We start from the raw sequence: 26,709 nt of genomic DNA, 5'->3' as shown, positions 1-26,709 counted from the left end.
GTTTGGCGAATCGCTTGCTTCAAGCGAGTCATGTGGAGCCGACATGTCGCACGATAAAAAACAAAACCTGCAGGACGTCTTCCTGAACTCAGTGCGTAAGACGAAAACGCCGCTGACCATTTTTCTGGTCAATGGTGTGAAGCTTCAGGGCGTCGTAACCTGGTTCGACAACTTCTGTGTTCTTCTTCGCCGCGACGGGCTTTCCCAGCTCGTCTACAAACACGCCATCTCGACCATCATGCCGGCGGCGCCGGTTCAGTTGTTCGATACGGACAGGGCGGACGAGGATGACGCAACGGATGAAAGCACCGCGGATTGATTGATCGCGAGGCGCCGGTATCGCGCGCCCTTGTCATTCATCCCACCGCCCGCGATGGCGTGGCACGCTCGGAGGCGCGTCTGGAAGAAGCCACCGGCCTGGCCGAAGCGCTGGACCTGGAGGTGGCGGAGGCCTTCATCGCACCGATCCGCAAGATCGATGCGGGACGCTATTTCGGCCGCGGCAAGCTGGATGAATTGAAGGCGCGGATCGAGGAGAACACGGCGGATGTCGCCGTGATCGATACGGCTTTGTCGCCGATTCAGCAGAGAAATCTGGAAAAGGCTTGGAACGTCAAGGTGATAGACCGCACCGGCCTGATCCTTGAAATCTTCGGCCAGCGCGCCCGCACCAAGGAAGGCGTGCTGCAGGTCGAACTGGCGCGCCTGGCCTATGAGCGCTCGCGCCTGGTGCGGACCTGGACCCACCTGGAACGCCAGCGGGGCGGCCGCGGCTTCCTCGCGGGTCCCGGCGAGACCCAGATCGAAACCGACCGGCGCCTGCTCAACGAGAAGATGGCCAAGCTGCGCCGCCAGCTCGAGGATGTCCGGCGCACGCGCAGCCTGCACCGGGCGCAGCGCCAGGAAGTGCCGTTCCCGACCGTTGCACTGGTGGGCTATACCAATGCCGGAAAGTCCACGCTTTTCAACAAGCTGACCGGGGCAGGGGTGTTCGCCCAGGACATGCCCTTCGCGACGCTCGACCCCACTGTGCGGGCCGTGGATCTGCCCGGCGGCACCCGCATTCTCCTGTCCGACACGGTAGGTTTCATAACCGACCTGCCGACCGAGCTGATCGCGGCTTTCCGGGCCACGCTGGAAGAGGTGCGCGAAGCCAACCTCCTGGTCCATGTCATAGACGCCTCGGATCCGGACCATGAGGGCCGGATCGGCGATGTGATGAGTGTGCTCGATGCGATCGAGGCCGGGCCCGCACACGAACAGCCGATGATCGAAGCCTGGAACAAGGCCGACAATCTTTCGCTTGAAGAGGCCGAGGATCTCGCCATCCAGGCGGATATCGCCAACATGAAGGCCGGCCGGGCGGTCAAACTGCCGCTGTCGGCGATATCGGGCGATGGTGTGGATGCGCTGGTCGACGCCATCGAGGCCGCCCTGGCCAGCGATGACGAGCGGATCGAGGTGCGCGTGCCGCCGGAACAGCCGCGCGCGCTGGCCTGGCTGCATTCCCATGGCGAGATCCGCGACAGCCACATGGATCCGGAAACCGGCATGACGACGGTGAGGGTGCGCCTCGCGCCGGCCGAGGCCGGCCGTTTCCGGGCGCAATTTCCCGACCTGGCCATCCCGCAGGGAATTGGCGAGGTGGAAGAGGACGAGTTCTGAAGCGTGATCAGGTGAAGTGGAAACCGGTTCACCGGTTCGATCACGCGACCGCTCAAGATTCTTAAGCAGGGGCGATTTCGCGGGAAACGCGCCTGTTCTAGAGGCGGGATTCAGGCCGGTGCCGCGGCCTTCTCCCTGAGCTTGGCTTCGGTCCACAACGCTTCCATCTCGTCCAGACTGGCATCCTCGGGCTTGCGGCCCTGGGCCTCGAGACGGTCCTCGATATAGCGGAAACGGCGCTCGAACTTGGCGTTGGCGTCGCGCGTTGCGGTCTCGACATCGACCTTCAGCTTGCGGCCGAGATTGGTGCAGACAAACATCAGATCGCCGATCTCCTCGGCGATATGTGCGGCATTGCCCGAGGCGATGGCTTCGCGGACCTCGGCGATTTCCTCATCCACCTTGTCCAGCACCCGCTCGGCGTCCGGCCAGTCGAACCCGACGCGCGCCGCGCGCTTCTGGAGCTTCTGGGCACGCTTGAGGGCGGGCAGGGCGACCGGAACATCGTCCAGCACGCGGTCGCCCTTCGCCGATCCGGCGCGCTCGGCCGCCTTGATGGCTTCCCATTCAACAGTCTGGGTTTCGCTGTCGCGCGTGTCCGCATCGCCGAAAACATGGGGATGCCGGCGGATCATCTTGTCATTGATGGCCCGGCAGACATCGGCAAAGTCGAACAGGCCGGCTTCCTGCGCCATCTGGGCGTGAAACACGACCTGCAGGAGAAGATCGCCCAGCTCGTCCTTCAGCTCGCCATGCGCGCCGCGCTCGATCGCGTCGGCAACCTCATACGCTTCCTCGATCGTGTAGGGCGCAATCGAGCGGAAATCCTGTTCCAGGTCCCAGGGGCAGCCGCCATCCGGATCGCGCAGTTTCGACATGATGGCGAGCAGGCGATCGATAGGGGCGAGATCGGGCGATGGCGCGGTCATGTCGGCTCCGTGGCAGCGGTCGCGGGAATCGAACGCGATGCTAGCCCGTAACGGCCGCGCGACGCGATGCAGGATACTTCAAGCCGCAACACAGAATGCACCTGCCATACCACGCGAACCAGAAGCCCGAATGAGGTATTGGTTTGATAGTCAGGCATTTGAATTTGAAACCGCTTAGGAATTTCACTTTCAAGTCGACGAGGGCGCCGAAGCCGCGCCGCCGGACTGCGGCATCAATTTAGCGCATAATAAATATTATGAGAAACATTGGAGCGGCATCGGCATGATGTCAGATCAGGCTGTGATGTCACGAAAACATGCCGGGAATCGGTGTTACGTTTGTAACGAAGCGCTCCGTGTATCGCGTCTCGAGAGGTTCCCTCATGTCGTTCTCCGCTCTTGTCCTCCTCGGTGCCCTGACCGGGCTTCAGGGCGTCGCGTCGATCGCAGGCACCGAAGTCCAGCTCGCCGAGGGTGACGCGCATTACAGGATCGACACTGCGACACTGACTGTCACCGGGATAACGCCCGGCGGACCGGTTCCGCTCATGTCGGCAGTAGAAACAGTCGGTGCCGTCAGCATGCTTGAGACATCATCGGCCAGCGCGAGCTGGCAATGGCCGGAGACCGGCTTGGCGTTCCTTGTCCGGATCGAGCACGAAAACCTGGTTCTGCAGGTCACGTCCGATGAACCGTCGGAACTGGACTTGCCGCTGGCGTCACCGGCGGCAGCGGAATGGGCCTTACCCGATGGCCAGGGCATGATCCTGCCGGCCGGACATGCCGATCTGGCCGGATGCCGGACGGGCACGGGCGCCCTGTCCTATCCCGCCTGGGCCTATCTGACCGCCGCGCACAGCGGCGCATACGCCCTGTTGGACGGGCTGCAGGCAGAAATCTGCTGGCCCGAGGACGCTGCGGGCGCCGTTCGTCTGCATTACACTTTCGCCCCGGATGCGCCGGCGCTGGAACTGGCCCTGTCTGCAGGACCCGCCGACCCGCTCGCTGCGGCCCGGCTCTATCGCGAGCGCCTGCAAATTCGGGACGGTCTGATCACCTTTGCAGACAAGCAGCCGGCCACCGCGCCGCTCGAGCGGCTTTTCGGGGCGCCGCACGCCTACGTCTGGGGCGATGGCCGTAGTCCCGCCTTTCTGGACGATCTGGCAGCCGCCGGCATTGAGCGCATCCTGCTGGCCTATGAGGCCGATGGCTGGGATGAAGCCCTGCGTCCGGCCTATCTGGCGGCTGCGGATGCTGCAGGATGGCTGGCCGGCCCCTATGAAAGCTTCGCCAATGCCCAGCCCTCCGGCGAGGCCGATACCGTCACGGCGGACTGGGGCGATCTCTTCCCGGCTGGCTGTATCACCGGAGAAGACGGCGCGCGACATACCGGCTTTGCCGGACGCGGCTGTGAACTTTCCAGCGAGGCGCTGCGTCGCCGCGAAGGCGCACCGAATGTGGCCTCGCGCTATGCCGGTCATGCATCGGCCGGCGCGCGCCATGTCTTCCTCGATGTTGATGCCTTCGGCAGTTTTTATGCCGACCACCATCCCGATCACCCGATGGACCGTGTCCGCGACCGACAGAACCGGCTTGAGCGGATGCGAAGCGCGATCGAGGATCACGATCTGGTTCTGGGATCCGAGCATGTCGGCGGCTGGGCCCACGGCGTGACGCATTACTCGCATGGCGGAAACAGTGCCAATCTTGACGCCATCTGGCCCTTGCTGCGCCAGCGCGAACGGTTCGGCGGCTATTGGCCGGAAGACCGTCCGCGCCGCTACTTCCAGCCAGCCGAGCTCACCGATACGGAAACCGAAGCCCTGTTCTCGCCGGCCCGGCGCCTGCCGCTGTTCGAGGCCGTCTTCCACGATGCGATGATTTCCACCGACCGCTGGGAGTTCGGGCTGGCAAAATTCCCCGCCCTCGCGCCGCGCCGCTTTGCCCTCGCCCTGCTCTACGGCACGCCGACGCTCTGGCATCTCGACCGGCGGGAGCTGGCCCGGGTCGCACCGCAACTGCGTGCCGCCGAGACCGCTTTCCGCGAAGTTCATGGCACGGACGCGCCAGCCGCCATGACCGGCTTCGAATGGCTCAGCGATGACCGTCTGGTCCAGCGCACAAGCTTTGCCGATGGCTTGACGGTGACCGCGAACTTTTCCGGCGAGGTCCGTGACGGGCTTGCGCCCGATTGCGTCCGTGCCGAGCGCGACGGTGAAAGCCAGATTGTCTGCCCGCCGAACTAGGGCCGCCAATCGGAACGCGCGGATCGCCGCATCGTCCTGTCAGTCCTTGTCTGCTAGACAGTGCGATGAAACACGAAAAATCCGGAGCCTCTTCATGATCGACCGCCGCGCCCTCGTCCTGTCCGGTCTCGCCAGCCTGGCGCTCGCCGGCCGCGCCAGCGCCGAGGACCATCCTGTCATGGTGGTCTACAAATCACCGACTTGCGGCTGTTGCGGTGCGTGGATCGAGCATGTCGAAGCGGCCGGTTTCCGGGTTGCGGTCCGCAACATGCCGGATGTGGTACCGGTCAAGACCGAGTTCAGCGTGCCGCAGGCCTTGTGGTCCTGCCATACGGCCCGGATCGGCGATTATACCATCGAGGGGCATGTGCCGGCCGAGGATATCCTGCGAATGCTGGACACCCGGCCGCAGATTGCCGGTATCGCGGTACCGGGCATGCCGGCCGGATCGCCGGGGATGAAAGTGCCGGGCTATAGCGAACCCTATGATGTCTATGCCTTTTCCGGCGACAACCTGTCGGTTTTCGCCAGCCATGAGGGCTGAGGAACCCTATTCCGGAACGTCGTCGAACCGCACGCTCTCGCCATCCCAGATCAGGCGCATCCCGTCATAGCCGGGCCAGACATGCTCGGGCAGCGTGTCGACCAGCACGTCGTAGTCCAGCGTGATGTGCATATTCGTCAGCACGCCGAAGCGGGCGCCGACGCGCTCCAGCGCGGCGAGGGCATCGTCGACGGTGAAATGTGTCGGATGCGGTTCGCGGCGCAGGGCGTCAACAATCCAGCAGCCCACACCGTCCAGCAGCGGCACGCTCGCCTCCGGCAAGGCGTTGATGTCCGGCGAATAGGCGATGTCGCCGATCCGGAAGCCGAGCGAGCGGATCGATCCGTGCTCCTGGTCGACCGGAATGAGCGAAACCTCACCGCCCGGCCCGTCAATCGACACCGGCTCGCCGAAATGCGGCATGTCGCGGCGATCGAGAATGGCCGGATAGCTGGAGCCCGGCGGTGTGTCGAATGTGTAGCCGAAACGCGACACCAATGTTGCTGCTGTGGGGGCGTCCATCCACACAGGGATGCGCTGACGTTGCAGGTATGCAAAGGCCCGCAGATCGTCGATGCCGTGGGTCTGGTCGGCATGATCATGGGTCAGGACCACACCGTCGATCCGCGTCACCCGGGCTGACAGCATCTGTTCCCGGAAGTCCGGCGAGGTATCGATCACGACCCGGGTCACCGCCTCTCCGCCATCCAGATCGGCACGGGTCCTGGCCCGCTCCACCAGGGCGGAACACCGGCGGCGGCGATTGCGCGGGTTGTTCGGATTGCAGTCACCCCAATCACCATTCGCACGCGGCACGCCGCCCGAGGATCCGGTGCCCAGCAGGGTTATCCGGACCAGACCCGTCACGGTTTCTCGATCCGGTCGAACAGGTTGAGCGCGGCTTGTGTGGTCCGGGCTGCGCAGTCCTCGACCGTCCAGCCCTTCACGGCAGCCAGCCCCGTCGCGACATCGGGCAGGAAGGCCGGCTCGCAACGTTTGCCACGGTGCGGCACGGGCGCGAGATAGGGACAGTCGGTCTCCAGGATCACCCGGTCATCCGGAACTTCATCGCGAAACACGGCCCGCACATCTTCGGCCTTCTTGAAGGTCACAATGCCGGACGCCGAAAAATATGCGCCGAGACGGGCGGCCCGGCGGGCCAGATCGGCGCCGCCGGTATAGCAGTGCAGCAAGGGTCGGAAGGCCCCCTTCCCCATTTCCTCTTCCAGAAGATCCGCCATCGCCTCATCCGCTTCACGGGTATGCAGGACGAGCGGCAGATCCGTCTGGCGCGCCGCCTCGATATGGGCTTTCAGGCTGGCGAACTGGTCCTCGCGCGGGGAATAGCCATAGTGAAAATCCAGCCCGGTCTCGCCGATACCGACGACCTTGGGGTGGCGGGCGATCTCGACCAGCTCGCCGGCGGTGATGTCCGGCCGGTCCTTGGCGTGGTGCGGATGGGCGCCGATCGTACAGTAGATGTCGTCATGCGCCTCGGCGATGGCGGAGACGGCTTCGAAATCGCTCAGACGGCAGCAGATCGCGATCATGCGCTCAACGCCAGCCGCGCGGGCCCGTTCGATGACGGCGTCGAGATCGTCGGCAAATTGCTCGCCGTGAAGATTGACGTGTGTGTCGATGAACATGACCGGTCTCAGGCGACTTCCTTGCGCGCAGCGTCCCGGGCAATTGAAAGGGCTGCCAGCGCGCTCTGTTTCGGGTCGAGATAAAGTGCCTCGGCATCCCGGACAAGCGAACCAAGCTCCCGCCAGGCAGCAAGCCAGGCCGTCACGTCTTCGCCATTGGCGGCTCGGCGGCGCGCCTGATTGCGCAGGGCACCGGCCAGCGCCTCGTAGAACAACCCGCGCAGATCCTCGCCGGCCTTGGTGGAAATCCGGTCGGCCAGGCGGCGCATTTCCGGCTCGCCGGCCGAACGCCCTTTCTCCACGATGGCCTCGACATCGCGGGCCAGGCCGACCCCGCCCGAGACATGCAGGGACAGCGCCCGCCCCGGTGCGCCCGCAGCCAGCCTGGACGCAGCCAGGGCATCGCCGGCGGTGGCATCGCTGACGGAGGCCAGCCAGTCCGCTGTCGCCTCGACGGAGGGCGCGCGCAGGTCGAGCCGGCGGCAGCGCGAGCGGATGGTGGCCGGTAAACGGCCTGGCGTATGGGTCACGAGAAACAGGACACCACGTTGCGGCGGCTCTTCAAGAGTTTTCAGCAAGGCGTTGGCAGCATTGGTGTTCATCTCGTCGGCACTGTCGACGATACAGACCCGCCAGCCGCCCTTGGCACCGGAACTCATTTCGAAAAAATGCGGCGCCCGTCGCGCTTCTTCCACCGTGATCTCGGCGCGCCAGCGCTTGCGCTTGTCGTCCCAGGGACGCCGCAGCAGCAGGAGATCCGGATTGGCCTGGGCCTCCAGCAGTTTGCAGACCGGGTCCTGCGGGCTGGAGCCGAGCGGGCCGCCCTCCTCCATCGGCGCGGCACCGAGAACCCGGCGTGCGGCGCGCCAGGCGAAGCTGGCCTTGCCGACACCGCGCGGCCCGGTGATCATCCAGGCGTGATGCAGGCGTCCGCTCTGCCAGGCCTTCGCGAAAGCCTGCTCAGCGGCCTCGTGGCCGAACAGGTCATAGCGCTCGCGCGGCGGCAGGCAGCCCGGCTGGACGTCGGACCCGGTATCCGGATCGGTACTCATGCCGGGGCGCCGAGCCGCGTCTCGATGGCCTGAAGAGCCGCCGCGGCAACGGCATCCGCATCGGAACCCGCATCCAGCACAACGCAGCGCTCAGGCTCGTCCGCTGCGATATCCAGAAAAGCCTGGCGCAGACGCGCATGGAAGTCCGCGTCGAAACGCTCGAAACGGGTCGCATCCTCGCCGCGCGCGACCGTCCGCTCCAGCCCGGTCCGCGGGTCGAGATCGAGCACGAGGGTCAGATCCGGGCGGAAGTCGCCCAGCGCGGCCTCATGCAGCTGGCGGATCCGCTCGAGCGGAACGCCGCCGGCCGTGCCCTGATACGCCAGGGTGGAATCGGCAAAACGGTCGGAAATCACCCAGGCGCCGCGCGCCAGCGCCGGCTCGATCAACCGTTCGACGTGATCGACGCGCGCGGCATACATCAACAACGCCTCGGTGACCGGAGACCAGCGATCCGTTGCCCCCTTGAGCAGGATGTCGCGCAGGACTTCGGCGCCGGGCGTACCGCCCGGCTCCCGGGTGACGACCGCATCCAGGCCTTTTGCCGCAAGCGCCGCCTGCAAGGCCTTGATCAGCGTCGTCTTGCCGGCACCCTCGCCGCCTTCAAGTGTGATGAACTTGCCCCGCACGCCGATCAGCCCCGGATCATGTGGACAAGTGCAGCCCCGATACGGCCCATCAGCCCCTTGCGGGGAACGTCATTCGCGGCGACCAGCGGGAAGTCCTGGGGCTCCATGCCGGGCGCTTCGACCGTCAGCGTGGCGATGACATCGCCTTCCGCGATCGGCGCGGAAACGGGGCCTTCATAGTTCACGGAAACCGTCATGTCGCGGCGGGCCCGGCGGTGCAGGCCGACGGCAATATCCTCGTCGACACGAAGCGCGACAGTGGATACCGTCCCCATGAAGACCTCGGCTTCATGCTCCACCGTGTCACCGGCCGCAAAAAGATTGTAGACGCCATAATCGGTGAGCGCGGCGCGCATCATGCGTTCGGCCTCGGCGGCGCGGGCCGAATTCGAATCCATGCCGTTGAAAACGATGATGCGGCGTTCGCCATCGCGTTCGGCAGATCCAACAAGGCCGTAGCCGCTGTCTTCCGTGTGGCCGGTCTTCAGGCCATCGGCACCGGAGAACACACCGAGCAGCGGGTTTCGGTTGTACTGGCGGATGCCGTTATAGGTGAATTCCCGCTCGGCCCAGATGCCATAGAAATCCGGATGATCGCGGATGAGGATCCGGGCAATGCGGGCAAGGTCTTCCGCGCTGACCATGTGATCCGGATCGGGCCAGCCCGTGGAATTGGCAAAGTGCGCATTCTCCAGGCCCAGCTCGCGGGCACGCTGGGTCATCATGTCGGCGAAGGCCGCCTCGCTGCCGCCGATCGCCTCGGCGAGGACGATGCAGGCGTCATTGCCGGACTGGATGATGACACCGCGCAGCAGGTCCTCGACGCGGGCCCGGCTGTTCACGTCCAGAAACATGGTCGACGATCCGGACGCGGCGCCGCCGCGGCGCCAGGCCTCTTCGGACACGGGCAGTTCATCGTCCAGCGACAGCGAGCCCGACTCGATGGCCTCCAGGGCCATCAGCACCGTCATCATCTTGGACATGGAGGCCGGCGGCATGGGCTCGTCGCCATTCTTCGAGAACAGGATCGTGCCGGTCTCGAAATCCATGATCACCGCATGGCTGGCATCGGTCTCATAGGTGTTCTGGGCGACGGCCGGTGCGGCTGCAACCGGAATGGCGAGAAGAAGAATCGCAAGAAGACTGCGCACGGAGGAACTCCCTGGCCGGAATCAGATGGGGCGGCTTGGCAACAGGAAGCATCAAAGCGCGGCAAGACCATGGCGTCCAGCGCCACGGACGCAGCAGGCTCAGTCGAGGGCGACGATCCGGGCGCCGAAAACGCCCCAGTCGGCCAGGCTGGCCCGTGCCGCATCGGCGCCGCTGCGATCGGCCCAGCGTCCGAAGAAGACGCGATATATCGGGCCATGGTCGGACTGACCGGGCTCGACCCAAACCTCTCCCGCTCCGGCGACGCGCTGGACAAGCCGGTCGGCATTGTCCGCATCGCTGAAAGCACCGAGCTGCAGCGTCACATCCCGTCCGGCGCGGACCGGAATGTCCTCGACGGCGGCGACGGTCTGGGCCGTGGCGGGGCTGGATGGTTGCCCAGCGATGGCGGAAGCCGGTGTGCCGGCAAGCCGGACATTGCGCTGAGGCGGCGGCGCGTCAGGATGGGCCGGACCGAGATAGCGCACACGTACGCGGGCAAGGCCCGAGCCGACATAATCCAGCTCGGTCGCCGCGGCCCGTGACAGGTCGATGATGCGGTCGTCCACAAAGGGGCCGCGATCATTGACGCGAACGATGATGCTGCGCCCGTTTTCAAGATTGGTGACTTCCGCGATCGAGGGAATGGGCAGGGTCGTGTGCGCGGCCGTCATCGCGTACTGGTCGAAGACTTCGCCGTTGGCCGTTGGTCTTCCGTGGAAGTTCGGACCATACCAGGACGCAATTCCGGTGCGGTCATAGCGATCGTCGCGCTGCGGACGATAGGTCCGGCTGCCCACGCGATAGGGGTTGCCGACCTTCTGGTGACCGCTGTCTGTCGCAATCAACCCTGCCACATCGATATCGACCGGCGTCGCCGTGCCGCTCGTCGTCTGCGGTGGCGTCGACGGTACCGAGGCCGGATAGCTGGAATAGCGTTCGGGCGAGGATGCACACGCTGCGAGCGACGCAGCGGCGAGGCCAACAAGAGCGAGAGACAGTCTGGACAAGGCTGAACCGGATTTCCGCTGACGAAACTGGAGCGAGATTATCCCGGATTGGTGAAGGGAGGGTAACCCTGTTTCATGTCGCGACTGTTCAGCGCACCCGCGGCGCCGCGCCTGCGACGCGTTCTGGCATCCATACTTGCGCCGGCGACCGTATCGCCGTTATCTGCGCTGGACCGGAGGGGTGGCAGAGTGGTCGATTGCGGCGGTCTTGAAAACCGTTGAACCGCGAGGTTCCGGGGGTTCGAATCCCTCCCCCTCCGCCATTGTCTTGATCCCGCGGCAATTGCTTCGCAAATGCCTCCGACGGGGCGGCCTGCCACCCTTTTGAAACTTTGCCCGGCGCGCCGTCGCGCTTGCGAACCCTGCGGGTTCGATATCGGTTCGTCCCCTCCGCCAAGGCCGCATGCCTGTCGCGATCCTTCAAGACGGGCTGGCATGACATGCGCTAGATGTCCGGGATCGCTTTTGCACACCGGAGTCCCCGCATGATCTTTCGCTACACCATCCTCTATGTCGACAACGTCGCTGCCTCGATGGCCTTCTACGAAGCCGCCTTCGGACTGGAGCGGAACTTCCTGCATGAAAGCGGAGACTATGGCGAACTGAAAACCGGCGAGACGCGGCTGGCCTTTTCCTCGACGGCCCTGATGCGGCAGCTCGGGAAGTCGCCCCAAAAGCCGGATGCCAATGCACCGGTGTTTGAACTGGCGTTCGAGACAGAGGACGTGCCAACCGCCCTCGCCCGCGCCGTCAAAGCCGGCGCCACGCTGAAGCAGGATGCGCGCGAGGAGCCCTGGGGCCAGATCACGTCTTATGTCAGCGATCCGGACGGTTATCTGGTGGAGATCTGTTCTGCGGTCCAGTTGCCCAGCGCCGGCTGAGATATCAACCCAAGACGGCGCGGATCCCCGCGCAGCCTGGCCGGCGTCGCCCCGAACCAGCGCAGGCATTCGCGCGTTATGTGGGCCTGGTCGGCATAGCCGTTTTCACCGGCAATGTCGGCCAGCGTGCATGCCGACGCGAAGGATTGCGCGGCGCGGCGTGCCCGCGCCAGCAGGCGCCAATAGTCGGGCGCAGGCAGATCGAATTCGCGAAATCGCCGCTGCAGGGTGCGTTCCGATACGCCGGCCGCTGCGGCCACGGATCCAAGGCTGGCCCCCGGCCGGGTCAGCGCCAGGATTGCATCGCCGAGATCGTCGGGATCGCGCAGGCTTGCCGTGAGTATGGTCTCTGCATCGCCGGGCTGTCTTGCAATGGCGTCCAGAGCGCCCGGATCGAGTTGCGAACCGGGACGAAGCCGGTAGCCGGTGATGTGTGTTCCCGCTATCAGTTGAACCTGCCGCGGCACGAGGTCGTGATCGGTCAGAACAATGCGCGGCGGACCGGCCCGCGTCTCGATCACGAGGACGTCGCGACAACCATCGGGAAAGACGGGCGCGTCATCACCGCCCGTCGCGGTGAACGCCCATTTTTCGTATTCGCGGAACGCCGTCATCCGGCGGGAATAGCAGGCGGCACAGGGACTGCCTAGACCGTGAGCGCGTCCGCGTCGGCGCGCTTGACCGCCTTGCGTTCGTCCTCGATCGACACGCGCTCGCCTAATAAATTATGCCGCAATATCAGCAGGAAACAGCCCGGGCTTGACCCGATTTTAAGCTTGGCCGCACAGGTTTGACAGATGCAAAGAAGCGGGACCGACGGGACATGGGGCATACCTCCAATGAGGAACTGATCGCGGCACATGAAGACTTCGTGCAGGGTGTTCCTGGAGGATGTCGCGCCGTCTTCCGTTTTGGCACGCTTAGCGACCTGCGCCTGCTTCGCCGGAAACTAGAGGGAATCCAGTTCATTGGCTGCGATCTGTCGGGCGGCCGTTTTGCCGAGAGCGATCTGCGCTTTGCATCATTCTATTGCTCGCGGCTTGAGCGATGCGATTTTCGCGGCAGCGATCTGGGCCGGGCCGACCTGCGGGGCGTATCCCTGCGAGGAACACGCCTGAACGGCGCTCGGCTTGATGAGGCCGACTTCCGGAGTGCGGAACTGGCCCGCATTGACGAAGAAGAGCGGTTCGTCCGCCATGTCGTCCACAATGACCGTCAATTGCATGGCGGACAGAATGGCCCGGTCGCCAGCGTGGATTTCTCACACTGTTCGTTGAAGGGCGCGCGCCTCAATGGTGCACGGCTTCAGGGGGCTGACTTCTCGGATGCCATTCTTTCGGAGGCCGATCTCAGCGGCGCCAACCTTCTGGGTGCCCGTTTCGACGGCGCCATCATGACCGGCGTGTCACTTGCGAATACCCGACTGGACGCCAACGCCCTGTCTGGCGCCTTGCGGGATCCGACACCCGAGGCGCGCGACGCCCGACCCGGCCTGCAGGACCGCATCCGCGCTGGCAATCTGTGGACCCTAACCCAGGGGCGCGAGGGCGCAGTTCCACGCTTCGATGGCGAAGATGTCCGCGTTTGCGGTCGCGACTTCTCTGGAACCGCTCTGGCTGGTGCGTCTTTCAGGAACTGTTGTGCTGTGGGCGTCCCGTTTACCGGCGCCCGGCTGATTGGAGCCGTCTTCGATGGCGCCGATTTGCGCGATGCCGACTTTACTGGCGCCGACCTGCGCGGCGCGTCCTTCCGGAACTGCAAACTCGCTCATGCTCGCTTTTCCGGCTGCGACCTTCGCAGCCTGGAAGGAGCGGGCGGACGCCGCTTCGCTCCGCGTTTCGATGGCAGCGCCCCCGAGCTGGCCTGGTTTTCCCGTTGCGAGACCGATACGCGGCTGCGCCAACAGGACCAGGTTTTCATCGCATCGTGAAACCGCGCGTATCCGGCTTTTCAACCGGCCCGTGCATGCTAGTCTTCCCTTGTGTTCCAAAGAGGAAATCGCCCCGTGAAAAAGCTCGCTACCGGCGTCCTGATCGCCCTGACTGCCCTCTCGCTTGCTGCCTGCAACACCATCCGCGGTATCGGACAGGATGTCGAACGCGCCGGCGAGGCCGTCCAGGACGCATCAAGCTAGGCACTGCCGGCAAACCAACAGGTCCTCACAAGGTTTCGGGACGGGGTGTGGAACCCTTTCCTGCACTTATGCGTATCTCCTGCACACGTTCTGCAAATGGAGATTGTTGCGATGAAAAACCTTGTGACCGGCCTTCTTCTTGCGCTGACCACGCTTTCGCTGGCCGCCTGCAACACCGTTCACGGCGCCGGAGAAGACGTCGAGGATGCGGGTGAAGCGGTCCAGGACGCCGCGGACCAATAAGCACCGCTAATCGAGAAAGTCCCAGCTGTCGGCGCCGTCGAAGTGACGGATTCGCAGATGCGAAATCTGGTCGGGATCCGACATGGCGGCGTTGACAGCCATACGCGTCTCTTCCGGCTTCTGGCCATCGGAGCCCGCGGACAGGTTCTCCCAGTGTGTCGTGCAGCCGCAATGCCGGCATGACACGAAGGCGAGCATTGCCTCGCCGTGCGTGTAGTGGATCCTGTCGGCGGGATATCCATGCACGCTGATCTCGGCCTGGCTCGCATGGGCCCAGAGCGCCCCGCTGCGCCGGCAATAGGAGCAATTACAGCGGGTCAGCCATTGCGGCTCGGCGTTCAGCGTCCAGCCCACGCGCCCGCAATGACAGCGACCTTCGTAAGACATTGCGTCAGACTCCCGCGTCCCGCCCGGCCTGGCCCGGCACGCCACCGATGCGGCGCTCCAGGCGGTCTGCGAACCAGCTGATGATGGACTGCCAGAGCGCGTCCTTGAGCACCAGGCCTTCCACCTCTCCGTCGAGATTGGGGTTGTCATTGACCTCGATGACAAAGACGCCGCGGTCGTTCTGCTTGAGATCAATGCCGTAAAGCCCCTGCCCGATCATGCGGGCCGCCTTTACGGCGACATCAATCACCTCGGCCGGAGCATTCTCGACGGCAACGGTCTCCGAACCGCCTTCGGTCACCTTGCCGCCCTCGCCATGCTTGATGATCTGCCAGTGGCCGCGCGCCATCTTGTACTTGCAGGCATAGAGGGGTTTGCCATCCAGTACGCCGACCCGCCAGTCATAGGCGGTCGGCATGTATTCTTGGGCGATGATCAGGGCCGTGTCCTTGAACAGCGCCTTGGCGCGTTCCTTCAGCTCGGCTTCGTTGGCGACCTTGTGGACCGAGCGGCTGAAGGAGCCATCCGGTGCCTTCAGAACGACCGGGCTGCCCAGCCGCTCGATCAGCCCGTCCAGGGACTGGTTTTCGTCCAGCACTTCAGTGCGTGGACACGGCACACCGCCCAGCTCCATCAGCTCTTTCAGGAAGACCTTGTTGGTGCAGCGGATCATCGAAGCCGTGTCATCGATGACCGGCATGCCTTCCTGTTCAGCCCGCCGTGCAAAGCGGTAGGTGTAATTGTCGATCGCCGTCGTCGCCCGGATGAACAGCGCGTCGTATTCCGCGAGGCTGGAAAGGTCATTCGGCCCGATGGGCGCGACTTCGACACCCATTTTTGCTGCAACCGCTGCGAGGCGTTTCAGCGAGGCCGGGCTCGAGGGCGGCAGGGCTTCCTTTGGATCGGCCAGCACGGCCAAGGACCAGCGCGCCGGCACCCGGTCCTTCTGGGCCGTCCAGGCCCGGCCCGTATGGGCGTCAAGGCTCTCGAGGAAAAAGTCCCGCGCCTCGCCTTTCAGCGTGTTGGGCGGGACCGGACGAATCCGCTCGATCCGGCCGCCCGGATTGAGGCTAACTTCAAGCACGGGGACCCGGAACCAGTCGAACAGCAGCCGCCCGAACCGTTTCAGTCCCGGTTCATGCACGCGCCCAAAGGCCACAAGGAGTGGGCCGGCCGGCATGTTCCGTCCTTCGGTCTCACGCGCCAGGGCCGCATCGAGTTCCGGCAGTGCCTGGGCGTAGAGCGTCTTGCGCGACAGCTCGACCATCGACTGGGCCGTCGGCACGATCCGGTGGCCGCGCGCCTCGGCCAGCAGCGACGCGTAATAGCCGTTGGACTGGTAGGCATAGGACCGGGCGAGATTGATGATATTGGGACGGCGCGACATGAAGAGCCGCGGGTTCGCCAGATAATCCCGCACACGCAGAACCTTGTGCGGCGTTTCGTGCTGCGCCACGTCGGTGGCGTGTTCGACGAGAATGAGCCAGTCGCTCACGAGATCGGTGTCTCCCGGGTCCGTGCCGGCTCCTGAGGTTCAAGGAGCGCTTCGAGTTGCAGGGCCGCTTCGCCGTCCTCGTAATAGGCCGGACGCCGCTCGCGCAAGCAAAATCCTTCGCGCTCATAGAGCCGGCGTGCAGCCAGATTGCTCTCCCGGACCTCAAGGCGCAGCGAACGCAGTCTCTCCGACCGCGCCTTGGTTCTCGCAGCCTCGATCAGGGCACTCGCAATTCCCCGACCACGCGCACCCGGATGGACTGCCAGGGAATAGATTCGTCCGCTGCGCGCACCGCGCCGCAAACTCAGCGCGAGATATCCCGCACCTTCGTCCGCCAGGAAAAAGCGGGTCCGTCCGCCCTTGAGCATCCGGGCGAGATTGCGCCGCGGAAAACGGTCGCGGTCGAAGCTGGCTGCTTCGATCGCGTCGATTGCCGGGAGGTCGTCCCGGCCAGCTTCGCGGACGGCTACCGCTTCCATCGGATGGCGTAGAGGTCGAAGCGGCGATCACGCAGATTGCGCACCGTGCCTTCCTGGCGGGCCCAGTCGAGGTCGGTCAGATCGAGATCGGCGATCGAGACCGTCTCGACATTTTCCGAACATTCCTCAGCGATCCCGTCGCGGGCAAAGTTGAAGTCGCACGGCGTCAGGATACAAGACTTGGCGTACTGGATGTCCATGTTTTCCACACCCGGCAGATTTCCCACATTGCCGGACATCACGACATAGCACTGGTTTTCGATGGCCCGGGCCTGGGAGCAGTAGCGCACCCGCATATAGCCCTGCCGGTTATCGGTGCAGAACGGTACGAAGAAGATTTTCGCGCCCTCATCCGCCAGCTTGCGGGCAAGCTCGGGGAATTCACTGTCGTAACAGATGAGGATGCCCACCGGACCGCAATCGGTCTGGATCGTGCCGAGCTGGTCGCCGCCCTTGATATTCCACCAGTGCCGTTCCGACGGTGTCGGGTGGATCTTCTCCTGGGCGTGCACGGACCCGTCGCGCAGGAAGACATAGGCGACGTTCTGAATGTCCCCGTCATCGGTGCGGGTCGGGTGCGAGCCGCCGATGATGTTGATGTTGTAGCTGATAGCCATCTGCCGCATCTCCTCGACGAAGCGCGGCGTGTACTCGGTGAGCCGCTCGATCGACTGGGCATGCGTCAGGCGCGTCTCCTCCAGGGCGAGGAGCTGCAGCGTGAAGAGTTCGGGGAAGACCACGAAATCGGAGCGATAATCCGAGGTCACCGAGACGAAGTATTCGATATTGCCGATGAATTCCTCGAAGCTCGACACGCGGCGCTGCTGGAACTGTACGGTCGCGACGCGCACGACATCCTTCGATCCCGGTGGCGCGCTTTCGCTTTTGGTCTGCTCGATCGCATAGGGATTGCGCCAGACCATGTGGGTGGCGTAGCCGCCGGATTCCCGGTCCGACGGCAGGTAGGCCTTGAGCACACCGATCGGCTCGAACCCCATACGGGTCTGGAAGCGGATCACCGGATCGGCGACTTCCTGGGCCATCACGGCCGCGAGATAGGCCTTCGGCGTCGAATACTGCTTGCGCCGCCGTTTCCAGTGCGGCATCCGGCCGCCGAACACGATGCCCTTGAGTTCCAGCCGTTCGGCCAGTTCACGCCGGGCATCATAAAGGCGTTGTCCGATACGCAGACGCCGTCGGTCCGGATCAACGCAGATTTCCATGCCGTAGAGCCAGTCGCCCTTCGGATTGTGCCGCGAGGCATAGCCGTTGCCCGTGATCGCATCCCAGGTGTGCGGAGACAGCGCTGCAGCCTCGTCGATCATGAAACTGGCCGCATAGCCGACCACCTCGCCCTCGTATTCGACGACGACCTGGCCTTCGGGAAAATTGATGAGCTGACCCTGGATCTCGCTTTCCGAATAGGCCCCCATGACGGGATAGACCTTGCCGGAAAGCGCGACGATACCGGGGATGTCCTGCAAGGTGGCATTGCGGACATTGAGGGCGGAGCGGGAAGTCTGGCGGGGCATGGCACCGATCGATCTGCTGTCTGCATCAACTGGTCTCAAGCCGGTCCCGGCGTCAAGCCATCCGGCATTCGGGCCGCACGATGGCCTGACATCCTCATCACGATCGCGTGGACCGGGAAGACGCGGCGCGTTTGCGCCCTATTATCAGGATCGACAACGCTAGCTGTGGATCGAAGCCATGTTTTTCTATCGCAAGCCCAAACCCTGGCAGGGGCGCGAAGCGGACGTGACGCCGCGCGCACTCTACATCAACCGGCGGCAGATCATGGCGGCTGGCGGTGCCGCTGCGGTGACCGGTCTTGTCGGTTGCGGCGGGGCCGAGACCGAGGCCTCCACCAGCGCCGCGACTGCGGCTTCCAGCACAGCCGCGGCCCGTCAGCCGGCACCGGCTTCAGGCGGGCTGCAATACGCCGAGACCGGCTACAGCGTCCCCGATCCGCTCACCCCCATCGATGCCGTCACCGGCTACAATAATTTCTACGAGTTCGGCGTCGACAAGTCTGACCCTGCCCGGCACGCGCATGAGATGTCGGTCGATCCCTGGTCGATCGAGGTCGACGGTCATGCCGGACGGACGGGACGTTTCGCCCTGGAAGACGTCGTCGATTTCGGCGCTCTGGAGGAACGGATCTACCGGCTGCGCTGCGTCGAGGCCTGGTCGATGGTGATCCCCTGGATCGGTGTACCACTGGCCAGCGTGCTGCAGCAGTTCGAACCGACCGCGGACGCGCGCTATGTCGCCTTCGAGACCTATCTCGACCGGCGCGAGATGCGCGGCACGCGTTTCCCCGTGCTGGACTGGCCCTATGTCGAAGGCCTGCGCATGGATGAGGCGATGAACGAGCTCGCCTTCCTGGCGGTCGGTCTCTATGGCGATGTCCTGCCCAACCAGAATGGCGCCCCGGTCCGGCTCGTCGTGCCGTGGAAGTATGGCTACAAGTCGATCAAGTCGATCACCCGGATCAGCTTTGTCTCCCAGCAGCCGGAAACCGCCTGGAACAAGGCCGCGCCCAACGAGTACGGCTTCTATTCCAACGTCAATCCGAACCGCGCCCATCCGCGCTGGAGCCAGCAGACCGAGCGCGTGATCGGCGGCAATCTGTTCAATCGCCGCGAGACGGAGATGTTCAACGGCTATTCCGAACAGGTCGCGCATCTCTATGCCGGCATGGACCTGATCGAGAATCACTGAGCCATGGCCAAGCGTGCGGTCCTGCGCAGTTTCGGCCGTCACTGGCTGAAACCCCTCACCTTCTGGCTGCTGGCCCTGCCCGGGCTCTGGCTCGGCTGGCAATGGGCGATGCTGCTCAACGGTCAGCCGCACGCCCTGGGCTTCAATCCGATCGAAACCACCCACCGCTTCCTCGGCGACACGGCGCTGCGGATCCTCCTGATCTCGCTGGCGGTGACGCCGTTCCGCGATATCACGCGCTGGCTGCCGATCATGAAGGTACGCCGGCGGATCGGGCTGGCGGCATTCTGGTACGCCCTGCTGCACGTTGCTGCGTATCTGGGGCTCGATCTCCTGATCGCGGCGAATATGAGCATTGCCGGCATGTTTGCGGGCCTCTGGGAGGATATCGCAAAGCGGATCTACATCACGCTGGGCATGGCGGCCTTTGTCGGCCTGATCCCGCTGGCCATTACCTCGTTCAATGCCATGGTGCGATGGCTGGGCGCCCGGCGCTGGCAGCGACTGCACTGGGCGATCTATCCCATCGCGATCCTGGCCGTGCTGCACCATGGCTTCATGGAAAAGGGCAATCAGCCGATGCCGTGGATCCATGGCGGCATTCTGGCCCTGCTGCTGGGCTACCGGCTGGTGCGCAGCGCGCGCAACAGATCACGGCCCAGCCCGGCCGCCTCGTGACGGTTGATCACCAGCAAGGCAAGACAGGACAGCCAGACAAGGCAGGCCGCCACGAACAGGCCGCCGCCATCATTGTTCGGATCGATGCCCAGCGGCGTGAACAGGTGGAAATTGACCGCGCCGGTCATGATCGCAAGGCCCAGCAGGCTGCCCAGCGCCTGAAGACGTTTCAGCCCCGGCAGGAACCCCGCGATCAAAAGCGCGGAAGCCACGAGCTCGGCCGAACCGATGACGTACTGGCTGAACAGCCCGGTATGGCCGAACAGGCCTGCGGCACCCCAGCTGGCCGCCCAATCGTCGAGCAGGCCGAATATCACCTGTGTCTCTGCGGCGTCGGTGAACTTGTAGCGCAGCGAATCGAGAAAGATCGCGCAGACGAAAAGCGGCAGTCCGATCGTGACGATCCGCCAGATCCAGGTTTTCATTCAGGCCTCCAGGCTCCTGGCGAACCGGCACATGCCGCCGCCCCGTATCTCGAACGGGCATTATGGGCTATCCCCCTCACAAGCCAGTCACCCTTTCGCGAGCTGCCGGAGACGACCCCATGAGCCTTCACATCACCGACGCTTTCGACAGCGGCAATATCGAGGTTCTCGATGCCGCAGATCCGCAACGCGTCCGCCTGGAAATCCGCAAGGATAACGGGTCGGATTTCTATCAATGGTTCCACTTCCGGGTGACCGGAGCGCGCGGCTCGGCGCTTTCCATGGCGATCGAGAATGCCGGCGGCGCCGCCTATCTGGAAGGCTGGCCGGACTATCGCGCCTGCGCCTCCTATGACCGGGAGACCTGGTTCCGGATCGACACAGAGTATGCCGACGGTGTCCTGACGCTGCACCACACGCCGGAATGCGACACGGTCTGGTATGCCTATTTCGCGCCCTATTCGATGGAGCGCCACCAGAACCTCATTGCCTGGGCGCAGACCCATGTCGATGTCGACCTTGAAGTCCTCGGCGAGACTCTCGACGGTCAGGCGATGGACCTCCTGCGCGTCGGCACGCCGGGCAGCGGCAAGCGCACGATCTGGGTGACGGCGCGCCAGCACCCCGGCGAGACCATGGCGGAATGGTGGATGGAAGGGTTTGTCGGCCGCCTGCTCGACGATGAAGACCCGGTTGCCCGTGTCCTGCGAGACCGCGCTGTTTTCCACATCGTTCCGAATATGAACCCGGATGGCAGTAAACGCGGGCACCTGCGCACCAATGCCAAGGGCGTCAATCTCAATCGCGAATGGGACAAGGCCAGCGTCGAGAACTCGCCGGAAGTCTTCCACGTGCTCAACCGCATGCGCGAGACCGGGATCGACCTGGCACTCGACGTCCATGGCGACGAGGCCCTGCCCTACAACTTCATCGCCGGCGGTGAAGGCGCCCCGAATTTCGACGCGAAGGGCCAGGAATTGCTCGACGCCTACAAAGCGGCACTGAAGACGGCGAGCCCGGACTTCCAGACCGCGCACGGCTATGCCGTCGATGCCCCGGGTACCGCCAACCTGTCGGTTTGCACGAACTATCTGGCGAACGAATTCCGCTGCCTGGCGATGACGCTGGAAATGCCGTTCAAGGACAATGCCGACCTGCCGGACAGCGAGCATGGCTGGTCGCCGGAGCGCTGCCGCAAGCTGGGCGCCGCCAATCTCGATGCCATGCTGGCCCTGGTGGATCGCCTGCGGTGACCATTTATGTCGATGCCGATGCCTGTCCGGTGAAGGACGAGATCATCCGGGTCGGTGAACGCCACCGCACCGAAATGCTCTTCGTCTGCGACGGCGGCCTGCGCCGGCCAAATTCCCAATGGGCGCGGCTGGTGATCGTCAATGAAGGTCTCGACGCCGCCGACAACTGGATCGCCGAACAGATCGGTCCGGGCGATGTCTTCGTGACGGCTGACATCCCCCTCGCCGACCGCTGCATCAAGGCAGGCGCCATCGGGATCGATCCGCGTGGCAAGCTCTGGACGACCGACAATATCGGTGCCTCTCTGGCGACGCGGAATCTGATGAGCGACCTTCGCGAGGCCGGAACCGTGACCAGCGGCGCCCGGCCTTTCGGACCGAAGGACAGGTCGGCCTTTCTGGACGGTATGGAGCGCGTCATGCGGCAGGCCGCCTCGGCGCGCGGCGCTTGACCCGCAAGCCGATAAGGCGAGGATGGGCGCGGGTAAGCCAATCGCCCGTTCCGGGCATGAAGGGGAGAGACCAATGAGAGCACTACTGGGCGGCGTCGCGATCGGCGCCATTCTGGCCGGCGCCGGCGTCTATTATTTCGGACCGGGCTTCGGCTCCGTGCCGGATGCCGGCGAACAGGCAACGAGCGGGACTGAAAGCGGGACCGGCAGCGCGGCCTCCGGCGCCGGGAGCGCCGAGGCGGGCGATGTCACCGTCGCCGATGCCGAAGCCTTCCTGGCCGAGACCGAGGCGGAGATGCGCGAGTTTGGCGAATTCGCCTCGCGCACGGCCTGGGTCCAGAACAACTTCATCACCTACGACACCAACTGGCTGCTCGAGCGCATGTCGACGCAGGCCACCGAGATGTCCGTCGCCGCAGCTGGCGAGACGGCCCGCTATGCCGATCTAGACCTGCCCGAGACCATGGCGCGGAAGATGAACTTCCTGCGTGCTGGCATCACCCTGCCCGCGCCGGCCGACAGTGCGGCAGCGGCGCGCCTGTCCGAGCTGACGACGCGCATGGGCTCGTCCTACTCGTCCGGCCTGATGGAGATCGACGGCGAGATGGTCGATCACAACGAGCTGGAAAACATCATGCGGACCAGCCGCGATCCGGAATTCCTGGCGCATGTCTGGGATGGCTGGCGCCGCGCCTATGATCCAGCACAGATGTCGACGGATTATGCCGAGATGGTCGAGATCGCCAACCAGGGCGCCCGCGACCTCGGTTTCGACAACCTCGCCCAGATGTGGCTGTCCAACTACGACATGCCGGCTGACGAGATGGAAGCGGAAGTCGAGCGCCTGTGGGGCCAGGTGGAGCCGCTTTACCAGCAGCTGCACTGCCATGTCCGCGCCAATCTGAACGATCTCTATGGCGACGAGATCCAGGCGGCCGATGGCCCGATCCGGGCCGACCTTCTGGGCAATATGTGGGCCCAGTCCTGGGCGTCGCTCAGCGATGTGGCCTCGGTCAGCGAGAGCGGTCCGGCCTATAATCTCGACGACCTGCTCGTCGAGGCCGGCTATGACCAGCACCAGATGGTGGAAACGGCGGAAAGCTTCTTCACCTCGCTGGGCATGGAACCGCTGCCCGATACGTTCTGGGAACGCTCGCTGATCACCCAGCCGCGCGACCGCCAGGTCGCCTGTCACGCCTCGGCCTGGAACATGGATTACGAAGACGATCTGCGCATCAAGATGTGCACGCGCGTCAATGGCGACGACTTCGTCACCGTGCACCACGAGCTCGGCCACAATTTCTACCAGCGCGCCTATAACGAACAGGATGTGCTGTTCCAGACCGGCGCCCATGACGGCTTCCACGAAGCGATCGGCGATTTCATCGCACTGTCCGTGACACCGGAATACCTGGTGCAGATCGGTCTGCTCGACGAGGCCGACATGCCGGACGAGAGCGCCGACCTTTCGCTGCTGATGGATACCGCTCTCGACAAGATCGCCTTCCTGCCCTTCGCGGTGATGATGGATCAGTGGCGCTGGCAGGTCCTGCGCGGCGAGATCACGCCTGAGGAGTATAACGAACAGTGGTGGGCGCTGCGCGAGAGCTATCAGGGCATTGTGCCGCCGACCGACCGGCCGGGTGACGCCTTCGATCCGGGCTCGAAATATCACATCGCGAACAATGTGCCGTATCTGCGGTATTTCCTGAGCTTCATCATGCAGTTCCAGTTCCACGAAGCGGCCTGCGAGATGGCCGGCTGGGAAGGCCCGCTGCACCGTTGCTCGATCTATGGAAACGAGGAAGTCGGCGCGCGCTTCAATGCGATGATGGAAATGGGCGCGTCCCAGCCCTGGCCGGACGCGCTGGAAGCCTTCACCGGCACCCGGGAAATGGATGGCTCGGCCATCATCTCCTACTTCCAGCCGCTCATGACCTATCTGGAAGAGGAAAACGCCGACCGCAATTGCGGCTGGTAGATTCCGCTTTACTGGAAATCGGGAAAGGCGGTCCTTCGGGGCCGCCTTTTTCGTTTCCGGCGGATCGCTTCGCTGATCGGCAAATTGTCACAACCGGCCATTCTGCAATTGCCGCGTGCAGGCGCGACGGACTACCCTGTCACAACAGCAGACAGGGGGTTGCTCATGTTCCAGGATTTCCTTCGCCCGGCTGCCGCCGGAATCGCCGCCGCGCTGGTCTTCACGCCGGTGGTGTCAGCCCAGGACTACTCGCTTCAGCCGTCCTTCGGTTCGATCAACCTGTCCTCCGGCTTTTTGCCGGACCCGTATGAGCGGCGCCTGACCGCCGGCGGATCGATCCGGGCGCAGAACCGGTTTTCCAACTGCCGCGGCTATATCGCCAATGCGCCGGACTTCTCGCTCTACTACACGGCCGGTTCGCAGGACCTCTTCATCAATGTCGATTCCGAAGCCGACACCACGCTGGTGGTGAACGGCCCGGACGGGCGCTGGTATTGCGACGATGACGGTGCCGACGCGCCGTTCAACCCCCTTCTCCACTGGCCGTCACCCCAGTCGGGCCGCTACGACATCTGGGTCGGCACCTATTCGACGGGATCGGGGGTTCCGGCTACGCTGTTTATCTCGGAACTGGGCGAGGCCACCGTGCGCGGCGGGCTCAACATGCAAAGCGCCAGCGGCGTCGATATCTCGGCGCCGGCCCGCTACAATGTCACCCTGAATGGCGGTTTCCTGCCGGATCCGGAACAGATCCATCTGCAGGCGGGCGGCAATATCCGCGCGGCCGACGCGATCTCCAGCCAGTGCCGCGGTTATGTCGATTACGCGCCGACGGTGCAGCTGACCTATAACGGCTCGGGCACGCTGCACATCTACACCGACGGCAATGCAGACACGACCCTGGCGATCAATGCGCCGGACGGACAATGGTTCTGCAATGACGACGCCATCGGCACGGATGCCGGGATCAGCTTCACGGCCGGCACGCGCGGTGTCTACGATATCTATGTCGGGACCTATAGTTCCGGCCGGGCAGACACGACCTTGCGGATTTCCGAAATCCGGCTCGGCTACGCTCCCGGCGGAAAATAGCGCTGTCTTTCATTTGCGCTAGCCGGCGAGAAGCGTCCGCTCCAGCGTCCACCAGAGCGCGATCAGTGCGATCCCGACAGACACGATCCGCACCAGCCAGGGATACCAGGCTGCGTCGCGGAAACGGTGCAGGGCCAGCCAGCAGCCGAGCACGATGGTCAGCTGGCCCAGTTCCACACCGACATTGAAGCTCAAGAGGGCCGGCACCAGCTGTCCGGCGGGCAGGCCGAGTTCGGAGAGCACGCCGGCAAAGCCGAGCCCGTGGAAAAGACCGAAAACGAAGACGACCAGCGGCCGCCAGCGGGTCATGTCCTTGAAGACCAGGTTTTCCACCGCGACGAAGGCGATCGACAGCGCAATGATCGGCTCGACGATCGAGCCCGGCAGTGTCACCAGGCCCAGCGTTGCCAGGCCGAGTGTCAGCGTATGCGCAACCGTGAAGGCCGAGATCTGCCAGACCAGCGGCTTGAGCCGGGTCGAGGCGAAGAACAGCGCCAGCACGAACAGGATATGGTCCAGCCCCTTGGGCAGGATGTGGGTATAGCCAAGCTGCAGATAGAGCCCGATCACGTCCCACACGGTCTGTTCGCTGACTTCGGCAAGCATGGCTGTCTCCCCCGGCATGATGCGCGCAGACGCTAGCCACACCCGCCGCCCGCTTCAAGCGCGGCTCGCGGTTGGCGGCGAAGCAGGCTAGACCGGGGCAACACGAACAGGACGGCGGCCCGATCCGCCCGAACCGATCCGCGGGAGAGGCAGAATGAGCGAGCAATTCTCGTCCAGCGTGGACGTGTCCGGCGAGGACATCCACTGGGACTTCAAGGACGCCATGTCCTATGGCGGCTATCTGGGGCTGGAACGGCTCCTCACCTCGCAGAAATGCCTGACCCAGGAGCATGACGAGATGCTGTTCATCGTCATCCACCAGGTCGGTGAGCTGTGGATGAAGCTGGTGCTGCACGAGACCGAGGGCGGGATCGCCCATCTGCAGCGCGACGAGGTCGGGCCGGCGCTGAAGATGTTCGCCCGCGTCAGCCGCATTCAGGAACAGCTGATCCATGCCTGGGACGTGCTCTCCACCATGACCCCGGCCGACTATCTCGCCTTCCGCGATGCGCTGGGCCAGAGCTCGGGCTTCCAGTCCTTCCAGTATCGCACGCTGGAATACCGGCTGGGCAACAAGAATGCTGCCCTCGCCCGTGTGCACAAGCACAATCCGCCGGCCCACAAGATGGTGACGCGGGCGCTGGAGCTGCCCAGCCTGTGGGACGAGACCCTGCGCCTGCTCGCCCGCCGCGGCTATGCCATTCCGGCCGAGCTGGTCGAGCGTGACTGGACCCAGCCCTATGCACCGTCCGAAGCGGTCGAGGATGTCTGGCGCACCATCTATCGCGACAGCGAGACCCATTGGGAAGCCTATGAGCTGGGCGAGAAACTGGTCGATCTGGAGCACAAATTCCAGCAATGGCGCTTCAACCACATGAAGACGGTCGAGCGCATTATCGGCTATCGTAAGGGCACGGGCGGCACGTCGGGTGTGTCCTATCTCGTCAAGGCGCTGGACCTGCGCTTCTTCCCGGAAATCTGGACCGTGCGCACCACGCTCTGAAGCTTC

General features: G+C 64.3%; 29 protein-coding genes and 1 tRNA gene. 16 read left to right on the top strand and 14 right to left on the bottom strand.

Annotated elements, in window-relative coordinates:
* Window positions 1–43: 43 nt before the first annotated feature.
* Window positions 44–319, top strand: a complete 276-nt coding sequence (gene hfq, locus JJ918_RS12530; RefSeq protein ID WP_291887800.1) for an RNA chaperone Hfq — start codon at window positions 44–46, stop codon at window positions 317–319.
* The gene (gene hflX, locus JJ918_RS12525; protein WP_291887798.1) at window positions 316–1,665 is read left to right on the top strand and encodes a GTPase HflX; all 1,350 of its coding nucleotides are present in this window, start codon (window positions 316–318) and stop codon (window positions 1,663–1,665) included. The genes hfq and hflX overlap by 4 nt, the downstream gene beginning before the upstream one ends.
* Window positions 1,666–1,775: 110 nt before the next feature.
* On the opposite strand, the gene mazG is transcribed toward hflX, so the two are convergent.
* Complete coding sequence (gene mazG, locus JJ918_RS12520) at window positions 1,776–2,594, bottom strand: nucleoside triphosphate pyrophosphohydrolase (RefSeq protein WP_291887796.1); 819 nt, start codon at window positions 2,592–2,594, stop codon at window positions 1,776–1,778.
* 383 nt (window positions 2,595–2,977) lie between these two features.
* Between mazG and JJ918_RS12515 the strand changes: the two genes are divergently transcribed.
* Window positions 2,978–4,840 (top strand): glycoside hydrolase, encoded by a 1,863-nt coding sequence (locus JJ918_RS12515; protein ID WP_291887794.1) that lies wholly within the window; start codon window positions 2,978–2,980, stop codon window positions 4,838–4,840.
* 94 nt (window positions 4,841–4,934) lie between these two features.
* The gene (locus JJ918_RS12510) at window positions 4,935–5,384 is read left to right on the top strand and encodes a DUF411 domain-containing protein (RefSeq protein ID WP_291887792.1); all 450 of its coding nucleotides are present in this window, start codon (window positions 4,935–4,937) and stop codon (window positions 5,382–5,384) included.
* Window positions 5,385–5,390: 6 nt separating this feature from the next.
* Here the strand turns inward: JJ918_RS12510 and JJ918_RS12505 are convergent, their stop codons facing one another.
* The 6 genes from JJ918_RS12505 to JJ918_RS12480 form a co-directional block, all read right to left on the bottom strand.
* Window positions 5,391–6,251 (bottom strand): MBL fold metallo-hydrolase, encoded by an 861-nt coding sequence (locus JJ918_RS12505; protein ID WP_291887790.1) that lies wholly within the window; start codon window positions 6,249–6,251, stop codon window positions 5,391–5,393.
* Window positions 6,248–7,030: a TatD family hydrolase gene (locus JJ918_RS12500; RefSeq protein WP_291887788.1), complete on the bottom strand. Its 783-nt coding sequence runs from the start codon at window positions 7,028–7,030 to the stop codon at window positions 6,248–6,250. Before JJ918_RS12500 ends, JJ918_RS12505 begins: the two co-directional genes overlap by 4 nt.
* 8 nt (window positions 7,031–7,038) lie before the next feature.
* Window positions 7,039–8,082, bottom strand: a complete 1,044-nt coding sequence (locus JJ918_RS12495; protein WP_291887786.1) for a DNA polymerase III subunit delta' — start codon at window positions 8,080–8,082, stop codon at window positions 7,039–7,041.
* Window positions 8,079–8,711, bottom strand: a complete 633-nt coding sequence (gene tmk / locus JJ918_RS12490; RefSeq protein ID WP_291887784.1) for a dTMP kinase — start codon at window positions 8,709–8,711, stop codon at window positions 8,079–8,081. The genes JJ918_RS12495 and tmk overlap by 4 nt, the downstream gene beginning before the upstream one ends.
* A 5-nt stretch (window positions 8,712–8,716) precedes the next feature.
* Window positions 8,717–9,862, bottom strand: coding sequence for a D-alanyl-D-alanine carboxypeptidase family protein (locus JJ918_RS12485; protein ID WP_291887782.1), 1,146 nt, complete (start codon window positions 9,860–9,862; stop codon window positions 8,717–8,719).
* Between the two features lie 99 nt (window positions 9,863–9,961).
* Window positions 9,962–10,870 carry a septal ring lytic transglycosylase RlpA family protein gene (locus JJ918_RS12480; protein ID WP_291887780.1) on the bottom strand — a complete coding sequence of 303 codons (909 nt, stop codon included), beginning with the start codon at window positions 10,868–10,870 and terminating at the stop codon, window positions 9,962–9,964.
* Window positions 10,871–11,045: 175 nt separating this feature from the next.
* On the opposite strand from JJ918_RS12480, the gene JJ918_RS12475 reads away from it, so the two are divergent.
* Together JJ918_RS12475 and JJ918_RS12470 are read left to right on the top strand one after the other, a co-directional pair.
* A tRNA-Ser gene (locus tag JJ918_RS12475) sits at window positions 11,046–11,133 on the top strand.
* 222 nt (window positions 11,134–11,355) lie between these two features.
* On the top strand, window positions 11,356–11,751 hold the full coding sequence (locus JJ918_RS12470) for a VOC family protein (protein ID WP_291887778.1): 396 nt from the start codon (window positions 11,356–11,358) through the stop codon (window positions 11,749–11,751).
* On the opposite strand, the gene JJ918_RS12465 is transcribed toward JJ918_RS12470, so the two are convergent.
* Complete coding sequence (locus tag JJ918_RS12465; protein ID WP_291887776.1) at window positions 11,703–12,365, bottom strand: AraC family transcriptional regulator; 663 nt, start codon at window positions 12,363–12,365, stop codon at window positions 11,703–11,705. The two genes, JJ918_RS12470 and JJ918_RS12465, sit on opposite strands and share 49 nt — an antisense overlap.
* A gap of 209 nt (window positions 12,366–12,574) precedes the next feature.
* Between JJ918_RS12465 and JJ918_RS12460 the strand changes: the two genes are divergently transcribed.
* From JJ918_RS12460 to JJ918_RS12450, 3 genes are all read left to right on the top strand, one after another.
* Window positions 12,575–13,681, top strand: a complete 1,107-nt coding sequence (locus JJ918_RS12460) for a pentapeptide repeat-containing protein (RefSeq protein ID WP_291887774.1) — start codon at window positions 12,575–12,577, stop codon at window positions 13,679–13,681.
* Between the two features lie 75 nt (window positions 13,682–13,756).
* A complete protein-coding gene (locus JJ918_RS12455; RefSeq protein WP_367277704.1) occupies window positions 13,757–13,885 on the top strand; it encodes an entericidin A/B family lipoprotein in 129 nt (42 codons plus the stop codon).
* A 111-nt stretch (window positions 13,886–13,996) separates the two neighbouring features.
* Entirely contained in the window at window positions 13,997–14,128 is a 132-nt protein-coding gene (locus tag JJ918_RS12450; RefSeq protein ID WP_291887772.1) for an entericidin A/B family lipoprotein, read from the top strand.
* Between the two features lie 6 nt (window positions 14,129–14,134).
* Here the strand turns inward: JJ918_RS12450 and JJ918_RS12445 are convergent, their stop codons facing one another.
* The 4 genes from JJ918_RS12445 to JJ918_RS12430 are packed head-to-tail and all read right to left on the bottom strand — an operon-like array spanning window position 14,135 to window position 18,021.
* Window positions 14,135–14,515, bottom strand: coding sequence for a hypothetical protein (locus tag JJ918_RS12445; protein WP_291887770.1), 381 nt, complete (start codon window positions 14,513–14,515; stop codon window positions 14,135–14,137).
* Between the two features lie 4 nt (window positions 14,516–14,519).
* A complete protein-coding gene (locus JJ918_RS12440) occupies window positions 14,520–16,010 on the bottom strand; it encodes a RimK family protein (protein WP_291887767.1) in 1,491 nt (496 codons plus the stop codon).
* Window positions 16,007–16,489 carry an N-acetyltransferase gene (locus JJ918_RS12435; RefSeq protein WP_291887765.1) on the bottom strand — a complete coding sequence of 161 codons (483 nt, stop codon included), beginning with the start codon at window positions 16,487–16,489 and terminating at the stop codon, window positions 16,007–16,009. Before JJ918_RS12435 ends, JJ918_RS12440 begins: the two co-directional genes overlap by 4 nt.
* The gene (locus tag JJ918_RS12430) at window positions 16,477–18,021 is read right to left on the bottom strand and encodes a bifunctional GNAT family N-acetyltransferase/carbon-nitrogen hydrolase family protein (protein WP_291887763.1); all 1,545 of its coding nucleotides are present in this window, start codon (window positions 18,019–18,021) and stop codon (window positions 16,477–16,479) included. Before JJ918_RS12430 ends, JJ918_RS12435 begins: the two co-directional genes overlap by 13 nt.
* Before the next feature lie 178 nt (window positions 18,022–18,199).
* Between JJ918_RS12430 and msrP the strand changes: the two genes are divergently transcribed.
* Both msrP and JJ918_RS12420 read left to right on the top strand, forming a co-directional pair.
* A complete protein-coding gene (msrP, locus tag JJ918_RS12425; RefSeq protein ID WP_291887761.1) occupies window positions 18,200–19,213 on the top strand; it encodes a protein-methionine-sulfoxide reductase catalytic subunit MsrP in 1,014 nt (337 codons plus the stop codon).
* Window positions 19,214–19,216: 3 nt separating this feature from the next.
* Entirely contained in the window at window positions 19,217–19,891 is a 675-nt protein-coding gene (locus tag JJ918_RS12420; RefSeq protein WP_291887758.1) for a sulfite oxidase heme-binding subunit YedZ, read from the top strand.
* On the opposite strand, the gene JJ918_RS12415 is transcribed toward JJ918_RS12420, so the two are convergent.
* A complete protein-coding gene (locus JJ918_RS12415) occupies window positions 19,834–20,316 on the bottom strand; it encodes a hypothetical protein (RefSeq protein WP_291887756.1) in 483 nt (160 codons plus the stop codon). The two genes, JJ918_RS12420 and JJ918_RS12415, sit on opposite strands and share 58 nt — an antisense overlap.
* A gap of 119 nt (window positions 20,317–20,435) precedes the next feature.
* On the opposite strand from JJ918_RS12415, the gene JJ918_RS12410 reads away from it, so the two are divergent.
* The 4 genes from JJ918_RS12410 (at window position 20,436) to JJ918_RS12395 (ending at window position 25,094) form a co-directional block, all read left to right on the top strand.
* Window positions 20,436–21,569, top strand: coding sequence for a M14-type cytosolic carboxypeptidase (locus tag JJ918_RS12410; RefSeq protein ID WP_291887753.1), 1,134 nt, complete (start codon window positions 20,436–20,438; stop codon window positions 21,567–21,569).
* Window positions 21,566–22,021 carry a YaiI/YqxD family protein gene (locus tag JJ918_RS12405; protein ID WP_291887750.1) on the top strand — a complete coding sequence of 152 codons (456 nt, stop codon included), beginning with the start codon at window positions 21,566–21,568 and terminating at the stop codon, window positions 22,019–22,021. Before JJ918_RS12410 ends, JJ918_RS12405 begins: the two co-directional genes overlap by 4 nt.
* Before the next feature lie 73 nt (window positions 22,022–22,094).
* The gene (locus JJ918_RS12400) at window positions 22,095–24,002 is read left to right on the top strand and encodes a M2 family metallopeptidase (protein WP_291887748.1); all 1,908 of its coding nucleotides are present in this window, start codon (window positions 22,095–22,097) and stop codon (window positions 24,000–24,002) included.
* A gap of 165 nt (window positions 24,003–24,167) precedes the next feature.
* Window positions 24,168–25,094: a hypothetical protein gene (locus tag JJ918_RS12395; RefSeq protein ID WP_291887746.1), complete on the top strand. Its 927-nt coding sequence runs from the start codon at window positions 24,168–24,170 to the stop codon at window positions 25,092–25,094.
* A gap of 18 nt (window positions 25,095–25,112) precedes the next feature.
* Here JJ918_RS12395 and JJ918_RS12390 read toward each other — a convergent pair whose 3' ends face one another.
* A complete protein-coding gene (locus JJ918_RS12390) occupies window positions 25,113–25,700 on the bottom strand; it encodes a HupE/UreJ family protein (RefSeq protein ID WP_291887744.1) in 588 nt (195 codons plus the stop codon).
* A 154-nt stretch (window positions 25,701–25,854) separates the two neighbouring features.
* Here JJ918_RS12390 and kynA point away from each other — a divergent pair, with 154 nt between their 5' ends.
* Window positions 25,855–26,703, top strand: coding sequence for a tryptophan 2,3-dioxygenase (gene kynA / locus JJ918_RS12385; RefSeq protein WP_291887741.1), 849 nt, complete (start codon window positions 25,855–25,857; stop codon window positions 26,701–26,703).
* Window positions 26,704–26,709: the final 6 nt, after the last annotated feature.

Origin of the sequence: Maricaulis sp., from assembly GCF_017642925.1 — a bacterium.
Classification (GTDB): Bacteria; Pseudomonadota; Alphaproteobacteria; order Caulobacterales; family Maricaulaceae; genus Maricaulis.
This window is presented reverse-complemented; position numbering and strand designations above follow the sequence as displayed.